Annotated in this window: 18 protein-coding genes; 5 read left to right on the top strand and 13 right to left on the bottom strand. The window is 71.3% G+C overall.

Going from position 1 to position 18,845, the window contains the following annotated elements; genetic code table 11:
• Positions 1 to 39 precede the first annotated feature (39 nt).
• Both ACTU3I_RS08770 and ACTU3I_RS08765 read right to left on the bottom strand, forming a co-directional pair.
• Positions 40 to 1,479, bottom strand: coding sequence for an amidohydrolase family protein (locus ACTU3I_RS08770; RefSeq protein WP_442925277.1), 1,440 nt, complete (start codon positions 1,477 to 1,479; stop codon positions 40 to 42).
• A gap of 135 nt (positions 1,480 to 1,614) precedes the next feature.
• Complete coding sequence (locus ACTU3I_RS08765) at positions 1,615 to 2,067, bottom strand: Hsp20/alpha crystallin family protein (protein ID WP_442925276.1); 453 nt, start codon at positions 2,065 to 2,067, stop codon at positions 1,615 to 1,617.
• Between the two features lie 145 nt (positions 2,068 to 2,212).
• On the opposite strand from ACTU3I_RS08765, the gene ACTU3I_RS08760 reads away from it, so the two are divergent.
• Entirely contained in the window at positions 2,213 to 3,145 is a 933-nt protein-coding gene (locus ACTU3I_RS08760; RefSeq protein WP_442925275.1) for an ROK family protein, read from the top strand.
• A gap of 22 nt (positions 3,146 to 3,167) precedes the next feature.
• Here ACTU3I_RS08760 and ACTU3I_RS08755 read toward each other — a convergent pair whose 3' ends face one another.
• The 6 genes from ACTU3I_RS08755 to ACTU3I_RS08730 all read right to left on the bottom strand — a co-directional run bounded on the left by ACTU3I_RS08755 (position 3,168) and on the right by ACTU3I_RS08730 (position 11,170).
• A complete protein-coding gene (locus tag ACTU3I_RS08755; RefSeq protein ID WP_442925274.1) occupies positions 3,168 to 3,539 on the bottom strand; it encodes a UBP-type zinc finger domain-containing protein in 372 nt (123 codons plus the stop codon).
• A complete protein-coding gene (locus tag ACTU3I_RS08750; RefSeq protein WP_442925273.1) occupies positions 3,536 to 4,228 on the bottom strand; it encodes a DUF2510 domain-containing protein in 693 nt (230 codons plus the stop codon). The genes ACTU3I_RS08755 and ACTU3I_RS08750 overlap by 4 nt, the downstream gene beginning before the upstream one ends.
• Before the next feature lie 49 nt (positions 4,229 to 4,277).
• Positions 4,278 to 7,715 (bottom strand): error-prone DNA polymerase, encoded by a 3,438-nt coding sequence (locus ACTU3I_RS08745; protein ID WP_442925272.1) that lies wholly within the window; start codon positions 7,713 to 7,715, stop codon positions 4,278 to 4,280.
• Between the two features lie 123 nt (positions 7,716 to 7,838).
• Positions 7,839 to 9,428, bottom strand: a complete 1,590-nt coding sequence (locus ACTU3I_RS08740; protein ID WP_442925271.1) for a DNA polymerase Y family protein — start codon at positions 9,426 to 9,428, stop codon at positions 7,839 to 7,841.
• A gap of 1 nt (position 9,429) precedes the next feature.
• Positions 9,430 to 10,155 (bottom strand): hypothetical protein, encoded by a 726-nt coding sequence (locus ACTU3I_RS08735; RefSeq protein ID WP_442925270.1) that lies wholly within the window; start codon positions 10,153 to 10,155, stop codon positions 9,430 to 9,432.
• A gap of 127 nt (positions 10,156 to 10,282) precedes the next feature.
• Positions 10,283 to 11,170 carry a DMT family transporter gene (locus ACTU3I_RS08730; RefSeq protein ID WP_442925269.1) on the bottom strand — a complete coding sequence of 296 codons (888 nt, stop codon included), beginning with the start codon at positions 11,168 to 11,170 and terminating at the stop codon, positions 10,283 to 10,285.
• 39 nt (positions 11,171 to 11,209) lie between these two features.
• On the opposite strand from ACTU3I_RS08730, the gene ACTU3I_RS08725 reads away from it, so the two are divergent.
• Positions 11,210 to 11,707 (top strand): MarR family winged helix-turn-helix transcriptional regulator, encoded by a 498-nt coding sequence (locus tag ACTU3I_RS08725; protein WP_442925268.1) that lies wholly within the window; start codon positions 11,210 to 11,212, stop codon positions 11,705 to 11,707.
• Between the two features lie 141 nt (positions 11,708 to 11,848).
• Here the strand turns inward: ACTU3I_RS08725 and ACTU3I_RS08720 are convergent, their stop codons facing one another.
• From ACTU3I_RS08720 to ACTU3I_RS08710, 3 genes are all read right to left on the bottom strand, one after another.
• Complete coding sequence (locus tag ACTU3I_RS08720; RefSeq protein ID WP_442925267.1) at positions 11,849 to 12,346, bottom strand: HNH endonuclease; 498 nt, start codon at positions 12,344 to 12,346, stop codon at positions 11,849 to 11,851.
• A gap of 319 nt (positions 12,347 to 12,665) precedes the next feature.
• A complete protein-coding gene (locus tag ACTU3I_RS08715; protein ID WP_442925266.1) occupies positions 12,666 to 13,526 on the bottom strand; it encodes a M23 family metallopeptidase in 861 nt (286 codons plus the stop codon).
• A 238-nt stretch (positions 13,527 to 13,764) separates the two neighbouring features.
• Positions 13,765 to 14,466, bottom strand: a complete 702-nt coding sequence (locus ACTU3I_RS08710; RefSeq protein WP_442925265.1) for a metal-dependent transcriptional regulator — start codon at positions 14,464 to 14,466, stop codon at positions 13,765 to 13,767.
• A gap of 106 nt (positions 14,467 to 14,572) precedes the next feature.
• On the opposite strand from ACTU3I_RS08710, the gene serC reads away from it, so the two are divergent.
• A complete protein-coding gene (gene serC / locus ACTU3I_RS08705) occupies positions 14,573 to 15,685 on the top strand; it encodes a phosphoserine transaminase (RefSeq protein ID WP_442925264.1) in 1,113 nt (370 codons plus the stop codon).
• Between the two features lie 105 nt (positions 15,686 to 15,790).
• On the opposite strand, the gene ACTU3I_RS08700 is transcribed toward serC, so the two are convergent.
• Both ACTU3I_RS08700 and ACTU3I_RS08695 read right to left on the bottom strand, forming a co-directional pair.
• On the bottom strand, positions 15,791 to 16,369 hold the full coding sequence (locus ACTU3I_RS08700; protein WP_442925263.1) for a DUF3027 domain-containing protein: 579 nt from the start codon (positions 16,367 to 16,369) through the stop codon (positions 15,791 to 15,793).
• Positions 16,353 to 16,736 carry a cold-shock protein gene (locus ACTU3I_RS08695; protein ID WP_442925262.1) on the bottom strand — a complete coding sequence of 128 codons (384 nt, stop codon included), beginning with the start codon at positions 16,734 to 16,736 and terminating at the stop codon, positions 16,353 to 16,355. Before ACTU3I_RS08695 ends, ACTU3I_RS08700 begins: the two co-directional genes overlap by 17 nt.
• Before the next feature lie 107 nt (positions 16,737 to 16,843).
• On the opposite strand from ACTU3I_RS08695, the gene ACTU3I_RS08690 reads away from it, so the two are divergent.
• Together ACTU3I_RS08690 and ACTU3I_RS08685 are read left to right on the top strand one after the other, a co-directional pair.
• Positions 16,844 to 17,110, top strand: a complete 267-nt coding sequence (locus tag ACTU3I_RS08690) for a multidrug ABC transporter ATPase (RefSeq protein ID WP_442925261.1) — start codon at positions 16,844 to 16,846, stop codon at positions 17,108 to 17,110.
• A 2-nt stretch (positions 17,111 to 17,112) separates the two neighbouring features.
• Positions 17,113 to 18,834 carry a helicase-associated domain-containing protein gene (locus ACTU3I_RS08685; protein WP_442925260.1) on the top strand — a complete coding sequence of 574 codons (1,722 nt, stop codon included), beginning with the start codon at positions 17,113 to 17,115 and terminating at the stop codon, positions 18,832 to 18,834.
• The last annotated feature ends 11 nt before the right edge of the window (positions 18,835 to 18,845 follow it).

The raw sequence follows: 18,845 nt of genomic DNA, 5'->3' as shown, positions 1-18,845 counted from the left end.
GGCCGCCGACATTCGCTCGGCGGCCGGACCTTCGTGCGATCAGTGACCCGAGCCCGCGAGGATCGAGGTGACCGCCGCGCTGGTGTCGGCCTCGTCGACCGTGCGGTGAAGGCCCGAGCGCACCGCCGCGAGATCCGTGCCGAACCGCTCCAGCAGGTAGGCGCGAGACTCCTCTCCCGCGGAGATCAGGGCATCCACGTCCACGCCGATCAGCCCTCCGTCCCACTTGCGCACGTCGCCGTCGAGGAAGACCGCGTCGACGGTCGCCGCGCTGGCGAAGTTGACCACCGTTCCCACCGCTGATCCCCACAGTCGCGTGCCGACGTCGTCGAGCGATATCAAGATGAGGTCGGCCCGCTTGCCCACCTCGACGGTTCCGATCTCGTCCATCAACCCCGCGTTCGCTGCGCCTCCGACGGTGGCCGCGTGCAGGACGTCGATCGCGCGATAGCGCGGCAAAGCCGTCGCGTCGCCCGCGAACTCTGCGGCGAAGCTCAGTCCGCGCTGCACGGTCAGCAGGGTCCGCATCTCCGTGAAGAGGTCGTGCTGGTAGCTGATCTCGTTGTCGCTGCTGATCCCGATCCGGATGCCTCGCCGCTGCGCCTCCAGCACCGGTGCGAACGCACCGAGGCCGAAATGCGAGTCTGACCGGGGTACCAGATTGACGGCGGCCCCGCTCTCGGCGATGGCATCCCACGTGGCGGCCGAGATGTCGGCGCAATGGTTGTACGAGTGATCCGGCCCCATCAGCCCCGAAGCGACGAGCTCGTCGAGGTTCGGAATCCACGAGCCCATCTCGGCGCACACGCCGAAGCCGTTCTCACGGGCGAACCGCCACGTGTCCACCGACGGCTGGATGTCGAACATCCGGAGGGTCACGCGATCCTGTCCGCTCTCGAAGTACTCGCTGCGCAGGCGGAGCAGATCGCCCGGGAGGTGCCCCTCGTGCGCACCGGCCTGCGCGCTGCCGGCCGCGTAGACGGCGCGGATGCCGGAGGACAGGAGCGCCTCGATCGCGGCCTCGGAATGCGCACGGCTGCGAGAGTTGTGGCTGTTGTCCACGATGGTGGTGGTCCCGGAATTCAGCGCCTGGAGCACCGTGAGCCTCTCGCCGATGGCGATGTCCTCCGGCCGGTAATGCCGCGCGAGACCGTCGTGGGTGAGGGCCATGTAGCTGCCGAAGTCGGCGTCGGGGGCGATGCCGCGAAGCTGTCCCTCCCAGGCGTGCACATGGGAATCGACCAGGCCGGGAAGAAGGATGCAGCGCGACGCGTCCACGCGTATGGCGTCCCCCGCCCGCTCGGCGAGGCGGTCGCCGACCGCCACGATGCGTACGCCGCGGATCAGGACGTCCCCGGTGAACGGCTCGTCGCCCGCCATGGTGAGAATGGTGGCGCCCTCGACGAGAATCATGCGATCCGCGTCACCCTGGGATGCCAGGATCCGATCGCGCGCGCTCTGTTGGCCTCTGAGACTCATGATGCTCCTTCGCAACGGTGGTTACCCGTCTTTCCACGCTAGGGAGCGCGCACGCAGCGGCAGCGTTTCGATCATCCGGCCTGTACGCAATGCGGGGACGATCCCGAAGGATCGCCCCCGCTCACGCGCGCGGCGTTACTGCTCGATCGGCTGCGGCGCGTCGGATTCGTGCGCTCGGATCGTCGCGTCGCCGGCCGCACTGGTGACCTCGATGCGACGCGGCTTGGCCTTCTCGCTCACCGGGATGGTGACCGAGAGCACCCCGTTGTTGTACGAGGCGCTGATGTTCTCGGTGTCGATCCCCTGACCGAGGTTGAGCTGGCGCACGAACGTGGCAGCCTCACGCTCGCGGGTGATCCACTTGACGCTGTCACCCGACGCGAGCGTGCGCTCAGCGCGGATGGTGAGCAGCTGGCCGTCCACGTCGATGTCGACGGAGCCCGGGTCGACGCCGGGAAGGTCCGCCGTGAGGACGTAGTGATCGCCGTCGCGATACAGGTCCATGGGCATGCGTCGCGGGCCGCGACGAGTGTCCATCAGGGCCGATGCGAGACGGTCGAAGTCACGGAAAGGGTCATAGCCTGCCATGGTTCCTCCTTCTTCGCGTGCCGGGTGATCCGGCAGATCGGTGAAGTTGAGTCTGTGTGACTCAACTAAGACCAGATTAGCACTCTCCCCTTGAGAGTGCCAACGAGTTCTCGGGTCCGCTCCGACTTCTGTAGCCTCGTGTTCCGTGACCGTTGCGATCGCCGTGGACCTGGGCGGAACCAAGGTCGAAGCCTGCCTCATCGACGAGGACGGTCACGTCGTCGACGCGTCCCGCTTCCGCGCCCCCACGGGACCCGACAGCGACCACGACGCCCTCCGCGTCGCTGTTCACACCGTGGTCGATCAGGCACTCACGGCCTTACCGGCCGGCGTCATCCCCGTGGGGGTCGGGATCGGCAGCGCCGGACCCATCGACACCGTGCACGACACCGTCTCGCCGCTCAACCTCCCCCATGCGGAGCGCTTCTCCCTCGCCGACGCGGTGCGCGCCATCCTGCCGAAGACGTGGGGCGACGTGCCGGTGCGTTTCGCTCTCGACGGGCTGTGCATCGCGATCGCCGAGCATTGGCAGGGTGCCGGGCGGCGCACCCGCTCGATGCTCGGGATAGTCGTCTCCACCGGCATCGGGGGCGGGATCATCGCGGCCGGCGAGCCGTATCCGGGGGTGACGGGCAACGCCGGCCATCTCGGGCAGATCGAGGTGGCCGGGTTCACGCCCCCCGGCGTGCATGGCCGCGAGGCCACTGTCGAACGCATCGCCAGCGGGCCGAACATCGTGCGGTGGGCGCGGGATCAGGGCTGGGGCGGTACCCGCGGGGAAGAGCTCGCGGTGGGATACGCCGCGGGCGAGGAGATCCCGGTCGCCGCTGTCCGGCGCAGCGCCGCGGCGGTGGGTTCGGCGCTGGCCTCCGCCACCGCCCTCCTGGACCTCGACATGGTGGTCATCGGCGGCGGCTTCTCGCACGTGTCGCCGGACTACGTCGACCTGGTTCGCGACGCGCGTGATCGGACGGCGGCCTACCCGTTCCTCGGGCGCGCGGAGATCGTGCGGGCGGAGCTCGGCAACGAGAGTCCGCTGGTCGGGGCCGCGGCGCTGGTCCTCCGCGACCGCGCCTGATGCCGCCGGCTGCTCGGGCGCGTCAGCGGCGGCGGGCCCTCACCTGCTCGCGCCAGTCGTCGGGCACGCGGCCCTCCGGTCCGGGCGACGGCTGTGACTCCGGGCGGCTGGTGGGGGGAGCCAGCTCCGGCCCCTCGACGCTCGCCTGCTCCAGATAGTCCCACCACCAGTCTTCACCGGGCTCGAAGCTCTGGATGAAGCGGTGCCCGGTCGCCTGCCAGTGCGCGGTGGCGTGGCGCTCGGGCGAGTCGTCGCAGCATCCGATGTGCCCGCAGGCCGCACATCGACGGAGGTGGACCCACCACCCGCCCGCCGCTTCGCACTCGACGCAGCCGGTTCCCGAGGGCGCGGCGGCCGGGTCGATCTGACCCGCCGCACTCGTCTGATCGCTCATGACCGCGTGTACTGCTCGATGGTGGGGATGAGCGCGAAGACGATGTTGAGGATGTAGACCGCGAAGCCGATGCCCACGGCGATCGTCACCACGGTGACGGCGATCCACGCCCACACGGGGCCGAGACCCGATCCCGTCTGGCGTCGCAGGACCACTCCGCGGCCGATGACGTAGACGCCGTTGGAGATGACGAGCGTGAAGAAGATCCACGCCCAGTGGAAGGGGCGCTGGATGCCGCGGGCACGCAGAGCCCGCCAATCGAGATACGCCGCGACGATCTGCACCGCCACGAGAACCCAGCCGACCAGAGTCAGCACCAGGGAGAAACCGGTGAACGACGACATCCACGCCGTCGACGGCGACTGCATCGAATCGCGCACGGTGCCTTCGATGTAGCCCGCCCAGTCGACGAAGAACAGCGGCACCAGCGACAGGAGCGGCAGCAGGACGACGACCCAGATCCACACGGTGTTGGTCGCGATGTCGCGGCGCAGCTCCGGGGTCGTCGCGGCGGGCGCGGACGGGTAGGACGGATACGCCGCGTAGGCGGGCGCGGCGGGTGCCGTGAAGACCGGCTCGGCGGCGGGCTGGCGGTCATCGGTCCAGGCGAGACCGTTCCACCACCGCTTCGAGCGGGGGTCTTCGGGGTCGTCGTACCATCCTGGGGGGACCTGCGAGGCGTCGGTCATGTCGGTCCTTTCGCATGAGGGGCGTCGTCGCGAGTCTAGCCAGGACGCTTCACCGGAAGTCGCGTGAGGTGTGCACGACGCCCACGCGAAGGTCTTCGAAAGCATCGGCCACGAGGTTCGTCACCCCTTCCACCGAGCGCTCGAGGATGCCGCGCACGATGAGCGCGGGCGAGTCCCGCACGATCCGCCGATAGCGGTTCCACACCCCGACCGAGCACACCACGTTCACCAGTCCATGCTCATCCTCGAGGTTGAGGAAGGTGATGCCGGATGCCGTCGCCGGACGCTGGCGATGAGTGACGAGGCCCGCCACCTCGATGCGCCGGCCGTTCTCATGGCTGCGCAGCTCGCGAGAAGCGAGCACCCCGCGCGCGTCGAGCCCCGAGCGGTAATGGGTCATCGGATGATCCGTCGTCGAGACCCCTGTCGCCCACAGATCGGCGGCGAGCACGTCGTAGCTGGTCTGATCGGGAAAGAGCGGCGGCTGCACCGACACCATCGAGTCGGGGAGGTATTCGGGCCGGTCCTGCGCCGCGGAACCGGCCAGCCAGATGCCCTCGCGGCGGCTGATCCCCAGGCACTCGAACGCTCCGGCGGTGGCCAGCGCCTCCAGCTGCGCCGCGGTGAGGCTCGTGCGGCGCACGAGATCGCGGAGGTCCCGGTAGGGACCGGATGCCTCGCGCTCGGCGACGACGCGTTCCGCCACCGCCACCCCGATGCCGGTGACGGCGGCCAGTCCCAGACGCACGGCGAAACGGCCGTCGCGGCGGTGCGCCTCCGACTCATCCGGGGCATCCGGGTCGAAGTCGCCGACGGGCGGCTGCTCGCGATGCGCGCACGCAGCGAGGCCGGTCGGGACGGACGCTTCGTCAGGGTCGGCGAGCGGGCCCCGCGGCTCGGCGAGCGACTCCAGGGTGGCCTGAACGCCGGAGCGCAGGAGATCGGGTCGACGGACCTCCACGCCATGCCGGCGGGCATCGGCGGTGAGGGTGGCCGGTGAATAGAAGCCCATCGGCTGCGCGCGCAGCAGCCCCGCGAGAAACGCCGCCGGATAGTGCAGCTTGATCCACGAGCTCGCGTACACGAGCAGCCCGAACGACAGCGCATGCGACTCCGCGAACCCGAAGTTCGCGAACGCCTGGATCTTCGCGTAGATGTCATCGGCCTGCTGGTCGGTGAGCCCGTTCTCCTTCATGCCGGCGAACAGCTGCGTGCGGATGGACTCGATCCGCTCGATGCCGCGCTTGGAGCCCATCGCCCGGCGCAGCACGTCGGCGTCGGCGGCCGTGCAGTTCCCGATCGCGACGGCCATCCCCATGAGCTGCTCCTGGAAGACCGGGACGCCCTTGGTGCGCTCGAGGACCGGCCGGAGCTTGTCGTGCACGTATGTCACCTCCTCCTGCCCGAGCTTGCGTCGCACGAAGGGGTGCACCGCGCCGCCCTGGATGGGCCCGGGACGCACCAGCGCGATCTGGATCACCAAGTCGTAGAACTCCCGCGGCTGTAGGCGCGGCAGCAGCCCGATCTGCGCGCGCGACTCGACCTGGAAGACCCCGATCGAATCGGCCCGGCACAGCATGTCGTAGACGGCCTTCTCCTCTTTCGGCAGCGTGTCGAGGGTCCACCGCTCCCCCGTCGCGTCGAAGACCAGGTCGAAGCAGTACTGCAGGGCCGCCAGCATCCCGAGGCCCAGCAGATCGAACTTCACGAGCCCCATCCAGGCGGCGTCGTCCTTGTCCCACTGGATGACGGTGCGGTCGGCCATGCGCGCGTGCTCGATGGGGACGACCTCTCCCACCGGACGCTCGGTCAGCACCATTCCCCCGGAATGGATGCCGAGGTGTCGGGGGGCCTTCAGCAGCTCGGTGGCGAAGGTCAGCACCTGATCGGGGATGTCGTGGTCGGCACCGGTGTCCAACGACGCGCCCCACCTCTCGACCTGCTTCGACCACGCGTCCTGCTGCCCGGGTGAGTGACCGAGGGCCTTCGCCATGTCGCGCACCGCGTTCTTGGGCCGGTACTGGATGACGTTGGCCACCTGCGCCGCGCGCTCGCGGCCGTACTCCCGGTACACCCACTGGATGATCTCCTCGCGCCGATCGGAGTCGAAGTCGACGTCGATGTCGGGCTCTTCGTCGCGGAGGTGGGACAGGAACCGCTCGAACGGCAGGTTGTAGCGGATGGCGTCGACGGCGGTGATGTCGAGCAGGTAGCAGACCGCGCTCGACGCTGCGGAGCCCCGCCCCTGGCACAGGATGCCGCGACGGCGGGCCTCTTGCACGATCCCGTGCACGATGAGGAAGTAGCCGGGGAAGTCCTTGGCCTCGATCACGTCGAGCTCGTTCTCGATGCGTGCCCGGTGCTCGGGCGCGAGGGAGGGGTATTTGCGCGGCACCGCCTCCCACACCAGCATCCGCAGGTGCGACATCGGGGTGTGACCGTCGGGCACCCTCTGCTTCGGCAGGGCCGGCTTCGCGCGACGAAGCGGAAAGGCGAGCTCGTCGGCCAGCGTCACGGTGCGCGCGACGGCCCCCGGGTAGCGCGCGAAACGGCGCGTCATCTCGGCGCCGGAGCGCAGGTGCGCACCGGCGTGGGCGGGGAGCCATCCGTCGAGCTCGTCCAGTCCGCGATTGGCGCGCACCGCGGCGACCGCGGCGGCGAGGAGCTCCCGCTCGGGCACGGCGTAGTGCACGTTGTTGGTCGCGAGAGTCGGCAGCCGCCGATCGGCGGCGAGCGCAGCGAGCACGTCGTTGTGGCGCGTGTCGAGCGGATTGCCGTGGTCGATCAGTTCCACGTGCACGGATTCCCGCCCGAACAGCGTCACGAGGCGGTCGAGCGCGGCAGCCGCCGCATCCGGGCCCTCCTCGGCGAGCGCTCGGCGGACCTCGCCCTTGCGGCATCCGGTCAGCACCGCCCAGTGCGGATCGCCGGGGCCCCCCGCCCGCTCCGCCAGCTCGTCGAGGTCGTAGACGGGGCGGCCTTTCTCTGCCCCCCGCAGCTGCGCCGCCGTGAGCGCCGCGGCCAGCCGGTGATACCCCTCCTCACCGCGGGCGAGCACCAGCAGGTGGGAGCCGACGGGATCGGGCTCGCCGTTCTGCGGCCGAGGCAGCTCGAGCGACAGCTCCGCACCGAACACGGTCTTCAGCTGCAGCGCCTCGGCCGCTTCGGCGAAGCGGACGATGCCGTAGAACCCGTCGTGGTCGGTGACGGCGAGGGCGTGCAGGCCCAGGCGCTCCGCCTCCTCGGCCAGCTCCTCGGGCGAGGAGGCGCCGTCGAGGAAGGAGTACGACGAGTGGGCGTGCAGCTCGGCGTAGGGGACAGCGTCGGGCGGGCGCTCGATGACGGGAGCCACGTAGGGCGCACGCTTGTGCGACCATGCCGGGCTGTCACCGCCGTCGGCACCGGCGGGCACGGGCCGGGGGCGGCGGCGGTCGCTGAGAGTGCGCTCGATCTCCGACCACGGCACCGGCGGGTTGTGGAAGCCCATCAGCGCCCCCGGTCCCCGAGCGAGCGCATCCGCCCCCGGCCCCTGAGCGCGCGCATCCGCCCCCCGCCCCTGAGCGAGCGCAGCGGCCCCCGGTCTCTGAGCGAGCGCAGCGAGACGAAGGGCCTAGTCATAGCGGCCCTCCGCGATCCACGCGCCGTTCTCCTCGACGAGGAGCCAGGCGATGCCGTCGTCGTCGACGACCTGGAACCGGTGCGCACGGCGCCGTCGCGCCGCATCCCACCCGCGCTCGGAGATGGGCCACGGCCCCGCCCAGGAACGGATGCCGCGGCGGCGTCCCGCGGCGATCATCCACGTCGGCGGGGCGCTCAGCGCATCGCGCTCCCCCACCACGACCGACGCGCCGGCGCCGTCGAGCACCTCGACAGCACGCGGCTCGGGATACACCGTCGCCGGCAGCGGATCGGGAAGACTCCCCGGCCAGGGCCGCCCCCGTTCCTGCGCGCCCGCGGCGCGGTCGCCCCACGGCACGAGCACCTGCCGCTCGATCAGCCAGCGGCCGCCGCCGACCGCCGGAGTCAGGACGCCACGGTGCCCCAGTATGGCCTGCACGCGCGAGAGAGCATGATGCACGCGCTCCTCGGGCCCTGCCCCGAACAGTCCGATCACGTGATGAGAGGCCTCGTCCACCGCCTCCGGGGAGATGCGCACGTGCGCGACGCCGCTGTCGAGCCGAGAGTCCTCTGCGAGCTGCCAGCGGACGCGGTCGACCACCGCAGCGGCATCGAACGAACCCGGATGCAGCCAGACACGTTCGCTGCGCTCCCCCCGGTCGCCGGTGAGCTCGACGCGCAGCTCGGTGCACACCAGCCGCCGCTCACCGAGACGGTCGATGAACTCCTCGGCGGCGATGCGCATGCCGAAGGCGATCTGGTCGGCCAGTTCCAAGGGCGGCTCGAACGACACCTCGCGGTGCAGCTCGGGCGGCGGGGTCCGCGGTTCGACGCTGCGCGAGTCCCGCCCCGAGGCCAAGGCGTGCAGGCGCACCCCCTGCTCGCCGAATCGTTCGCGCACCCGGTCGGGCGCCATCGCCGCGAACGCCCCGAGCGTGTGCACCCCCAGCCGGGCGAGGAGCTCGGGGAGGGCCGCCTCCTTCGATGCCGGCGCACCGCCGCCGAGGACGCTCGCCTCCAGCACCGCCACCGACAGGGGCGCGAGGAACGCCGGCGCCTCCCCCGGCGCCACCACGCGCACCCGGCTCTCGGGTCGTGTCGCGCGCGCGGCCAGCTGCGCGGTGAACGGCCCGTCGGCCACCCCCGCGCGCACGTTCGGCAGCCCCTCGCGAGCGAGCGATGCCAGCAGCGTCCGCGCCGCCTCCGCTTCTCCGCCGTAGTAGCGCGCGGGGCCGCGCGCCCGCAGCGCACACAGTCCCGGACGGATGATCTGCACCCCGGGGGCGATCTCCTCGATGCGCGAGACGACCGGCGAGAAGGCGCGGGCATCCCGCGCCGCGTCGGAGGGGACCACCCGCAACCCCGGACTCGCCGCCTGGGCATCACGACGCCGCTGCCCGCGGCGCACACCCTGCGCCCGCGCAGCGTCGGAGCAGGCCACGACAGCGTTGCGCTCGAACACCGCGATCGCCGCGTCGGCACCGGATGCCTCGTCCGAAGCCGCCGGTGCCTTCTCGAGGGTCAGCGCCGTCACCGGCCAGTCGGGGAACCACAGCACGAGGCTGCGCACGGGAACGGCCATCTCATCCCACCGCCCTCGCCTCGACGAAGTCCGGAACCGTCTCCAAGCGGGGCCTCTCCGCGGCGGCCACCGGGCCGAGCAACGACACCGTGCCGTCGGCGGCGGGAAGCAGCATCCGCGCTCGGCGGGCGGAGGGGGAGCGCCTGCTCGTGACCGAGACGGTGAGCTCGCGGCCGGCGAGATAGCCGTGACCGGGCCCCAGGCCCGACCAGCGCGGATCGGCCACCTCGATCGAGGCTTCCACCTGCGGCCAGACGCCCTGCACGAGCAGGATGCTGCCGCGATCGCGCAGCCGCGCGGCCAGCCGTGACACGTCGCCCTCGGAGACGCGCGCCGGAGGGCGCACGGCCACGACGGGCATCACCTCGGCGATCGCCGCGGTGATCGCGAGCCAGCGGGGCCCCGGGTCGGGAACGAGCACGAGCCGGTCGAGATCGAGGCCGTACCGCTCGGCCGCCTCGACGCCCAGATCGGGCATGCCCACGGCCGCGCACCAGGCACCGTCCTGCGACGGGCGTGCCATCAGCGCGAGCAGCAGGGCCGCCGACGGGGTGAGGGAGTACGACGCCCCCGGGCGAAGCCCTCCGCCGGGAAGAAGACCTGCGAAGGCCGGATGCGTCGGCACCACCGGAGCGTCGAGTCTGCGGCCCTGCATACGCTCGAGTTGAGCGCGCAGCGCGCGGACGTCATGCAGCGCCTCCGCCTCGGTTCGCACGATCGCCCTCACTCCCACAGGCTAGAACTTTTGTTCTAAGGACTCAATCCCGTGGTTCGAAGATAAGAACGGCCTCCGACATCGCCGCCGCCGCGCATTTTCCCCGCGAAGGGTCGCCTACGGCGGCGACCCGACACTGTCATGCCGCACGATGCGACCCCTCGCGCGGCGCGAACCGGACGCGCGTCGCCCCGAGCAGCACGCCGCCGAGCACGAGCGCGAGGCCGATCATCTGAGGAGGGCCGAACGGCTCGGCGGCGATCGCCACCCCGAGGACGACGCCCGTCACCGGATTGAGCAGGCCGATCACCCCGACCACCCCGGCGGGGAGCCGCTGCAGCCCCGTGAACCACACCGCATAGGCCAGCGCCGTGGCCACGACGATGACGTAGACGAACCCCGCGAGCGAGGTGACGGTGAGCGCGGGCGGCCCCCCCTCCACCACCAGCGCGACGGGGAGCACGGCGACCGCGCCCGCCAGCAGCTGCCACGCCGTCATCGTCAGCGGCGGGATCCCCGATCCCCAGCGCACGGTCAGGACGAATCCGAGGGAGGAGGACAGCATCGCCCCGATCGAGGCGGCGACACCCCATCCGTCGACCGCGCCCGCTGCGCCGGGGGCGAGCATGAGCGCGACGCCTCCGATCCCCGCGACGGCCCCCGCGGCCGCGAGCAGGCGCGGGCGCTGGCGGAGCACGATCCAGGCGAGGAGCATCATCGCCGCCGCCGACGTCGACATCAGCGTTGCCGCGAGGCTCGAGGGAAGGCGCTGGCCGACGATGTAGACGAGCACGTTGAAGCCGCCGACGTTGAGCACTCCCAGCACGAGCGAACGCCACCACCATCCCCCTCGCGGAAGGCGCCGCACGACGAGGAGCACCAGCATCCCCGCCGGCAGGCACCGGATGACCGCGCCCCACAGCGGCGCATCGGCGGGGAGCGCGTGCCGCGTGACGAAGTAGGTGCTCCCCCAGGCCACCGGCGCGATCGCGGTGAGGAGTACCCAGCGGAGTTGCTTATCTTCCATGGAAGACATTTTAGCTTCCCGGGAAGATAAAGTGAACCCATGAGCGATCTCGACCGAGCAGGGCGCATCCAGGAGGAATGGCGCCGCGAGCGACCCGACCTCGACGTCACACCTCAGGGCGTCATCGGACGACTCCATCGCACCGCGCTGGCCCTCACCCGCGAACTCGACGTCGTCTACGCCGCTCATGACCTCACCGAGGCGGAGTTCGACGTGCTCGCCACCCTCCGCCGAGCCGGCGCGCCCTACGAGCGCACAGCCGGCGAACTGGCCGAGCACACCATGGTCACCACCGGCGGACTCACCAAGCGCGTCGACCGGCTCTCGGAGCGCGGCCTCGTGGAACGGGTGCCCTCGGATGCCGACGCCCGCCGCCGTCCGGTGCGGCTCACCCCTGCGGGGCGAGACCTGATCGATCGCGCCTTCGCCGCCCACATCGACAACGAGAACCGCCTCCTGGCCCTCCTCGGCGACGGCGACGCGACAGCCCTCGAGCGCATCCTCACGCGATGGCTGAGCGCCCTCGGCGCGGACTGACGCGCGACACAACTCCTCAACATCCGCACCAGCCGCAGCCGGCCGCTGCGTCATTCCGCGGATGCGGTGACCGCCCCCCTCCGATCTTGAGGAGTTGTGGCGCGAAGGCGGCGCCAGGCCGACGACTGTCCGACCGGAAGCTCAGGCCGCCAGCGCCAGATACGGCTCCCAGCGCGGGTCGGCGCGGTCGGTGCCGCGCACCGTCCACTGCGTCCCTCGTGGTGCACCGGGCGTCAGCCGCAGCTCCCACGCCATCTCCTGCGGCGTGCGGTCGCCTTTGACGTTGTTGCACCGCAGGCAGCACGCCACGAGGTTCTCCCACGTGTCCTTGCCGCCGCGCGAACGCGGCAGGACGTGATCGATCGTCGCGGCGGCCTTGCCGCAGTATCCGCAGCGGTGCCCATCGCGTCTGAGCACGCCGCGCCGCGTGACCGGCACACGACGCCCACCCGGGACGCGCACATAGCGCGTCAGCACGATGACCGCGGGGCGGTCGACGCTCGCCCCGCTGCCCCAGACCGGATCGCCCTCGATGCGTTCGACGACGGTGGCCTTCTCGTTCATCACGAGCACGATCGCCCGCTTGAACGACACGACAGCGAGCGGTTCGTAGCCCGCATTCAGCACCAGAGTGCGCATTCCGATTCCTCTCGAATGGCCGGGACGGCTTCTCGGATATTCGACGTGCGACGAATCGGTACGGCGGGAGGGCATGAAAAAAGGCGCTGTCACATGGACAGCGCCTTCGGAGCCACGGTAAGGCCGTGGCATCCGGGCACGCGATGCCGGAGGACGAGCAGCCCGAGCGCATCCATGGTTCGGATGCGTGGTGTGCTCCCCATCGGCTCTCCCGCTTTCTCTCAGCGTCGCTGACAGGCTAACCCACGCGACACGCCCGGGGACGCGCGGAAAGCAAACGCGCGGCGGCGTGTCGGCGAACGGGAATGGTCGACCCCGGTCAGCTCGCGTTGATCTCCAGCCACGCGTACGGATCCACGAGCGAACCGTTGACGCGGACTTCGAAGTGCACGTGGCACGCGGTCGAGCTGCCGGTGCTGCCCACGAGGCCGATGAGCTGACCGGCGGAGACGCTCTCGCCGGCCTGGACCACGCGGCTGCCGTAGGTCATGTGACCGTACAGCGTGCTCACACGCTGACCGCCGACCACGTGGTCGATGGTGATGGCGACGCCGTACCCGCCGTAGCTCTCCTGAGACGTCCGCACCACACCGCCGGCCGCGGCGAAGATCGGCTGACCGCATCCGGTCAGGAGGTCGACGCCCTGGTGGTAGCCGGAGTCGCCGAGCCCGCGGCCGCGCGTGAAGCCGCTCAGCGGCCAGCGCACCTCTCCCGAGCCGGGCGCGGTCATCGTCAGGTCGATCGAGGACAGCGAGACGGATGACTTCGCACGGGCACGCGCGCGTTCGGCGGCGGCTTCGACGGCCTTCTTCTTGGCGATCTCTTCGGGCGTGGTCGCCGAGTAGCTGCTGCGCTCGAGCTGCACGGCCGAGGCGTCCGAGGCGACGACGAGGGATTGCGCGTCGTCGGCGGCCATCTGCTGAAGGGTCACCGCCTCCGTCTCGGGCTGCCATGCGGCATAGGCGGGGATCGCCACGGTCGCGACGAGTCCGGCGACCATCGAGAGGATGATGACGCTGCGAACCGGCTTGCCGGTGCTCGCGGGCTTCGAGGGTCTGCGGGCCGGACGAGCGGCCCGCGCGGGCCGCGGGGCCTTGGTGCGGGGGGTGGTGCGCGCTCGCGAGCGGCGCGTCAGGTCGGTCGCGGGCTGCTCGGGTGCATCCCCGACCGAGTCATTCATTCCAGCCAAATTTCCTCCGGCGCCTCTGCGCCGGTGGCGCTGGCTCGTCGGCACTCGATATGTGGCGCGATGTGCGGGCTTCACCCTGTGCAGACGACGAGCCGGCGAGGCAATCTGCAAGGGGTCCGACGGCGGGCTTCTCGCCTGTGGACGGGTTCACGCTACCCGAAGGTAACGAATATGTCACGTTGACGACCCCGACCTGTGGACAACTGCCAGCTATCCGCGACCGGGGGGACTAGCGTGCCTCGTCCACCAGGAAGATGTGCGAGGCCACCTCGACGGGCAGCTCCAGCCCCTCGTCGCTGCCTTCCATCTCGACCAAGACGTAGCCCTCGTTGAAGCGGTAGTCACCCCGCGCGCCGGGCAGGACGCCGGCCGCCTTCAGCTGCTGCAGAAGTTCGGGGTCGACCTGCGCAGGCTCGGCGAGGCGCCGCACCGTGCCGCTGATGGGCTCCCCGGCATCCGTCAGCCGGCGCACCAGCCCCACGACGCCCTGCTCGAACGTGAGCGCCGGGTTGTCGCCGAGCTGATCGAGGCCGGGGATCGGGTTGCCGTACGGCGACTCGGTGGGGTGCCCGAGCAGTTCGACCAGGCGGCGCTCGACCTGCTCGCTCATGACGTGCTCCCAGCGGCACGCCTCTTCGTGCACGTAGGCCCAGTCGAGTCCGATGACGTCGCTGAGCAGACGCTCGGCGAGCCGGTGCTTGCGCATGACGTCGACGGCCTTCTGGCGACCGGCGTCGGTGAGCTCGAGGCGACGGTCGTCGGAGACCACCACGAGGCCGTCGCGCTCCATCCGACCGACCGTCTGCGACACCGTCGGACCCGAGTGGCCCAGTCGCTCGGAGATGCGTGCGCGCAGCGGAACGATGTTCTCCTCCTCGAGCTCGAGGATCGTGCGCAGGTACATCTCCGTGGTGTCGATGAGATCGGTCATAAGGGGTTCCTCGGAGCGTCGCGGGTGAACCTCAAGCCTATCCAACGCGGGCGACGCCGGGCCCGGGCGCACAGGGCCACGGTTGCGACCGCCCTAGAATCGAGGCATGCCGCACGTGGAACTTCCTCGCGACCTGCTGCCCGCCGACGGACGCTTCGGATGCGGGCCCTCGAAGATCCGCGGAGCGCAGCTCGAAGCCCTCGTCACCCGCGGGGCGACGATCCTGGGCACCTCGCACCGTCAGGCGCCCGTGAAGAGCCTGGTCGGCAGCGTGCGATCGCGCCTGGCCGATCTGCTCCGCCTCCCCGACGGCTACGAGGTGATCGCCGGCGACGGCGGCTCGACGGCGTTCTGGGACGCGGCGGCCTTCGGACTCATCGAGCGCCGCGCGCAGAACCTCGTCTTCGGCGAGTTCGGCGGCAAGTTCGCCGGCGCGGCGAAGGCGCCGTGGCTGCAGGCGCCGGACGTGCGCAAGGCCGAGCCGGGCACGCGCAGCTCCGCCGAACCGGTCGCGGGCGTCGACGTGTACGCGTGGCCGCACAACGAGACCTCCACGGGAGTGGCCACTCCGATCACGCGCGTGCACGGCGACGAGGGCGCGCTGACCGTGATCGACGGGACGAGCGCGGCGGGCGGCATCGATTTCGACGTCGCCGAGGCGGACGTGTACTACTTCGCGCCGCAGAAGAACCTCGGCTCCGACGGGGGGCTGTGGTTCGCGGCGGTCTCGCCCGCGGCGATCGAGCGGATCGAGCGCATCGCCGCATCCGATCGCTACATCCCGGAGTTCCTCAGCCTGAAGAACGCCCTCGACAACTCGCGCCTGCAGCAGACGCTGAACACCCCGGCGCTGACGACCCTGCTGCTGCTGGACGATCAGCTCGGCTGGATCCTCGAGAACGGCGGGCTGACGTGGGCGAACGCGCGGACGCGCGAGTCGTCCGACGCGCTGTACGCGTGGGCCGAGGCATCCGATGTCGCCACGCCGTTCGTGGCGGACCCCGCCGACCGCTCCCCCGTCGTCGTGACGATCGACTTCGACGAGCGGGTCGACGCCGCCGCGGTGGCCGCGAGCCTGCGGGCGAACGGCATCGTCGACACCGAGCCGTACCGCAAGCTCGGCCGCAACCAGCTGCGCATCGCGACGTTCGTCTCGATCGAGCCCGACGACGTGCGTCAGCTCATCCGCTCGATCGACTACACGATCGAACGGCTCTGACGCCGGGCGCCGGGCTGATCCGGCGCCGCCGCGAGACTGCACGCGCGCCACGAGACTGCGGTCGACGGATGCTGTCTCGTGGCGCTGCTGCAGTCTCGCGGTGAGTTACCGGTCGTCGTCGTCGGCAGCGGAGGGGTCGAGCTCGTCGATGTCCACGCCGTCGAGATCCCCGGCGTGGAGGATGGGCGAGCCGTCGGAGTCGAGCTCGTCGTCGTCTTCGTCGTCGCCGAGCTCGTCGAGATCGTCGTCATCGAGGTCGTCGTCGTCGATGACGTCGTCGAGATCGTCGTCGAGATCGTCGTCATCGACCTCGTCGTCGGCACCGGCCGCGATCTCGGCCTGCGCCGCCTGCGCCGCCTGATAGTCGGCGAGACGCACGGCCCACGGGACCCAGTCGGGCGCGAGCAGAGCGTCGTCCCCGGGCAGCAGCTCCACTTCCAGGACCGTGGGGTCCTCGTCGTCGACGCGCGCGACGCTGACCGTCCAGAACCATCCGGGATATCCGGCGAGGAGATTCGCGAAGCGCAGCGAGACGACGCCGTCGCCCTCGTCGAGGTACCCGGCGGGCTCACCGACGGTGGCGGCGGGCGTCACCTCGAGCAGGGCCGCCCGGGCCAGATCGTGCGCAGCAAGCAGTCGCTCGTCGGGGCGACCCTCGGCCATCGCGTCAGGATTCGAGGTCATCGGCGACCTTGCGCAAGACAGCGGCGACCTTCTTGCCGTGAGAACCGCTGGGGTAGCGGCCGCGGCGCAGATCCGCACCGATGCCGTCGAGGAGCTTCACGAGGTCTTCGACGATGACCGCCATGTCGTCGGCCGACTTGCGCGAGCGCTTGGCGAGGCTCGGCGGCGCCTGCAGCACGCGCACCGAGAGCGCCTGCAGTCCGCGCTTGCCTTCGGCGACACCGAACTCCAGCCGGGTGCCCGCCTTGGGAGCGGGGGCACCGGTGGGCAGGGCTGTCGCGTGCAGGAAGACGTCCTGGCCGTCATCGGTGGTGATGAAGCCGAACCCCTTCTCCTCGTCGTAGAACCTGACCTTGCCGGTGGGCATGACAAACCTCGCTGAACAGCGTCCGCCGGAGCGGACGAGGGTGAATCGCGACGGAAGCGTCGCTCTTCCACCCTACGGCACACGCGCGAAGCGATAGGCTGAGCCGGATGAGCACCCGCACGCCCGGCGAGGATCTTCCGGTCCGCCGCATCGACCGCATCCTGGCGTTCATGTCGCTGGGGCTGCTGCTGCTTTCGGTGATCTGCTTCTTCGCCATCATGATCGGCTCCGCGGCGCGCGCCGATTTCGGCACCGGCGTCTGGCCGACGGTGGGCGTCGTGGTGTACATCGCCCCGATCCTGGCGTTCGTCCTCCTCATCACGGTGCTCGTGATGAGTCTGGTGCGAAGGGCTCGGGCCAACCGAGGTTCCTGACGGTGCCGCCGACCTCTGATCAGCGCGCGCTGGCCACCGCCCTGGAGGCGATGGGCGACGACGCTCTCGCTGAACTGCTCGCCGCGCGAGGGGTCGCCTCATCCGTCGCCTGGCGCGACTTCTTCGACATGGCCGAGGCACTGCTCGACCCCACCTCCGTCGCGCGCGGCGTCGCCGCGCTGCCGCTGCGTCTCGCCCGCCCCCTGGCGCGAGCGGTCTCGTCCGACGACGTCGCCGACGACGACGCGCGCGCCGGTCTCGCCGCCGCCGCGATGACGGATGCGGCGGGCCGGCCGTTCGCCGCCGTCGCCGTGGCCGTGCGTGACCGCGAGGCTCCTCCCGCCCCCCGCCCGGCCGACCGCTCCACGACGCCCGCCGCGGACGCCGCGGCCGCCGAGCGCGCCTTCACCTCGGCGGCCTCGCTCGCCGACATCCTGCTGCGCACCCTCGGCGAGCCGCTCACCCGCATCGGCAACGGCGCCCTCGGCGCCACGGACCGGCGGGCTCTCGTCGAGGACGGCGCCGTCACCGACGGGGACACCGCCGACCTCCTCGTGAGTCTCGCCGACACGATCGGGCTGCTGCGGGCCGACGAGCGATCATGGCTGGTGACTCCCGCGGGCAAGGACTGGGTCGCGACGGCGACCGCGGAACGGTGGGCCCTCGCGGCCGAGCGCCTCCGCGACGCGCTGCCGCCGGCGTTGCACGCGCCGGCCGGCGGATGGGTCGCGGCGACGAAGTGGGCGGATGCCTATCCGTTCGACACGGGGTGGCCCTCGCGGGCGGGACTGTGGCGAGCGTTCGCGGTCGCGTGGGGCCTCATCACCCCGTCGGGCGGTGAGCCGCCGTGGGCGGCTCCGATGGCCGCCGGCGGATCCGCCGACCTCGGCGCCCTCCGCTCGTACCTCCCCGCCGAGGTCGACCGCGTGTATCTGCAGAACGACCTGACGGCGATCGCGCCTGGTCCGCTCGCGCCGCACCTCGACGTGCGCCTGCGCACGATGGCCGCGCGCGAGTCGCGCGCGCAGGCCTCCACGTACCGGTTCAGCGCCGACACGATCGCCGCCGCGATCACGGCCGGCGAGACGGCCGACGCCATCCGCGAGTTCCTGCGGGAGCTGTCGCTGACCGGCATCCCGCAGCCGCTCGAGTACGTGCTGGCGCGCAGCGCCGAACGGCACGGCACCCTGCGGGTCGGGCGCAACGCGAGCGGTCGCACCTTCGTCGCGAGTGATGACCCCGCGCTGGTGAGCACCCTCGTCGTCGACTCGGCGCTGCGCGCCCTGGGGCTGGTGCGCGACGGCGACGAACTCGTCTCCCGCGTGTCGCACGACACTGTCTTCTGGGCGCTGGCCGATGCGCGCTATCCGGTCGTCGCCGTCGACGACGATGGACGACCGCGGCACCTCGATCGCGCGCGGCTCGCCGCCGACACGCCTGCGGGTGCGCCCGGCAGCGCCTACGCCGATCTGCTGGCGCGCCTTCGCGCGGCGAGCGCCTCCGAGGACGCCGACGCCGCATGGCTCGAGCGCGAACTCGATCAGGCCGTGCGGGCACGGGCGGTCGTGGACGTGGTCGTACGGCTCCCGGACGGCTCGTCGCGCACCTTCCGTCTGGAGGCCACCGGTCTCGGCGGCGGGCGACTTCGGGGGCGCGACCGGGGCGCGGATGTCGAGCGCACCCTGCCGCTGTCGAGCATCGCCAGCGTCCACCCCGCGCCCTGACCCGGCCGCGT

Source organism: Microbacterium sp. RD1 (genome assembly GCF_052220165.1).
GTDB lineage: Bacteria > Actinomycetota > Actinomycetes > Actinomycetales > Microbacteriaceae > Microbacterium.
Note: the sequence above shows the minus strand (reverse complement) of the source record. Positions and strands in the feature narration are given on the sequence as shown.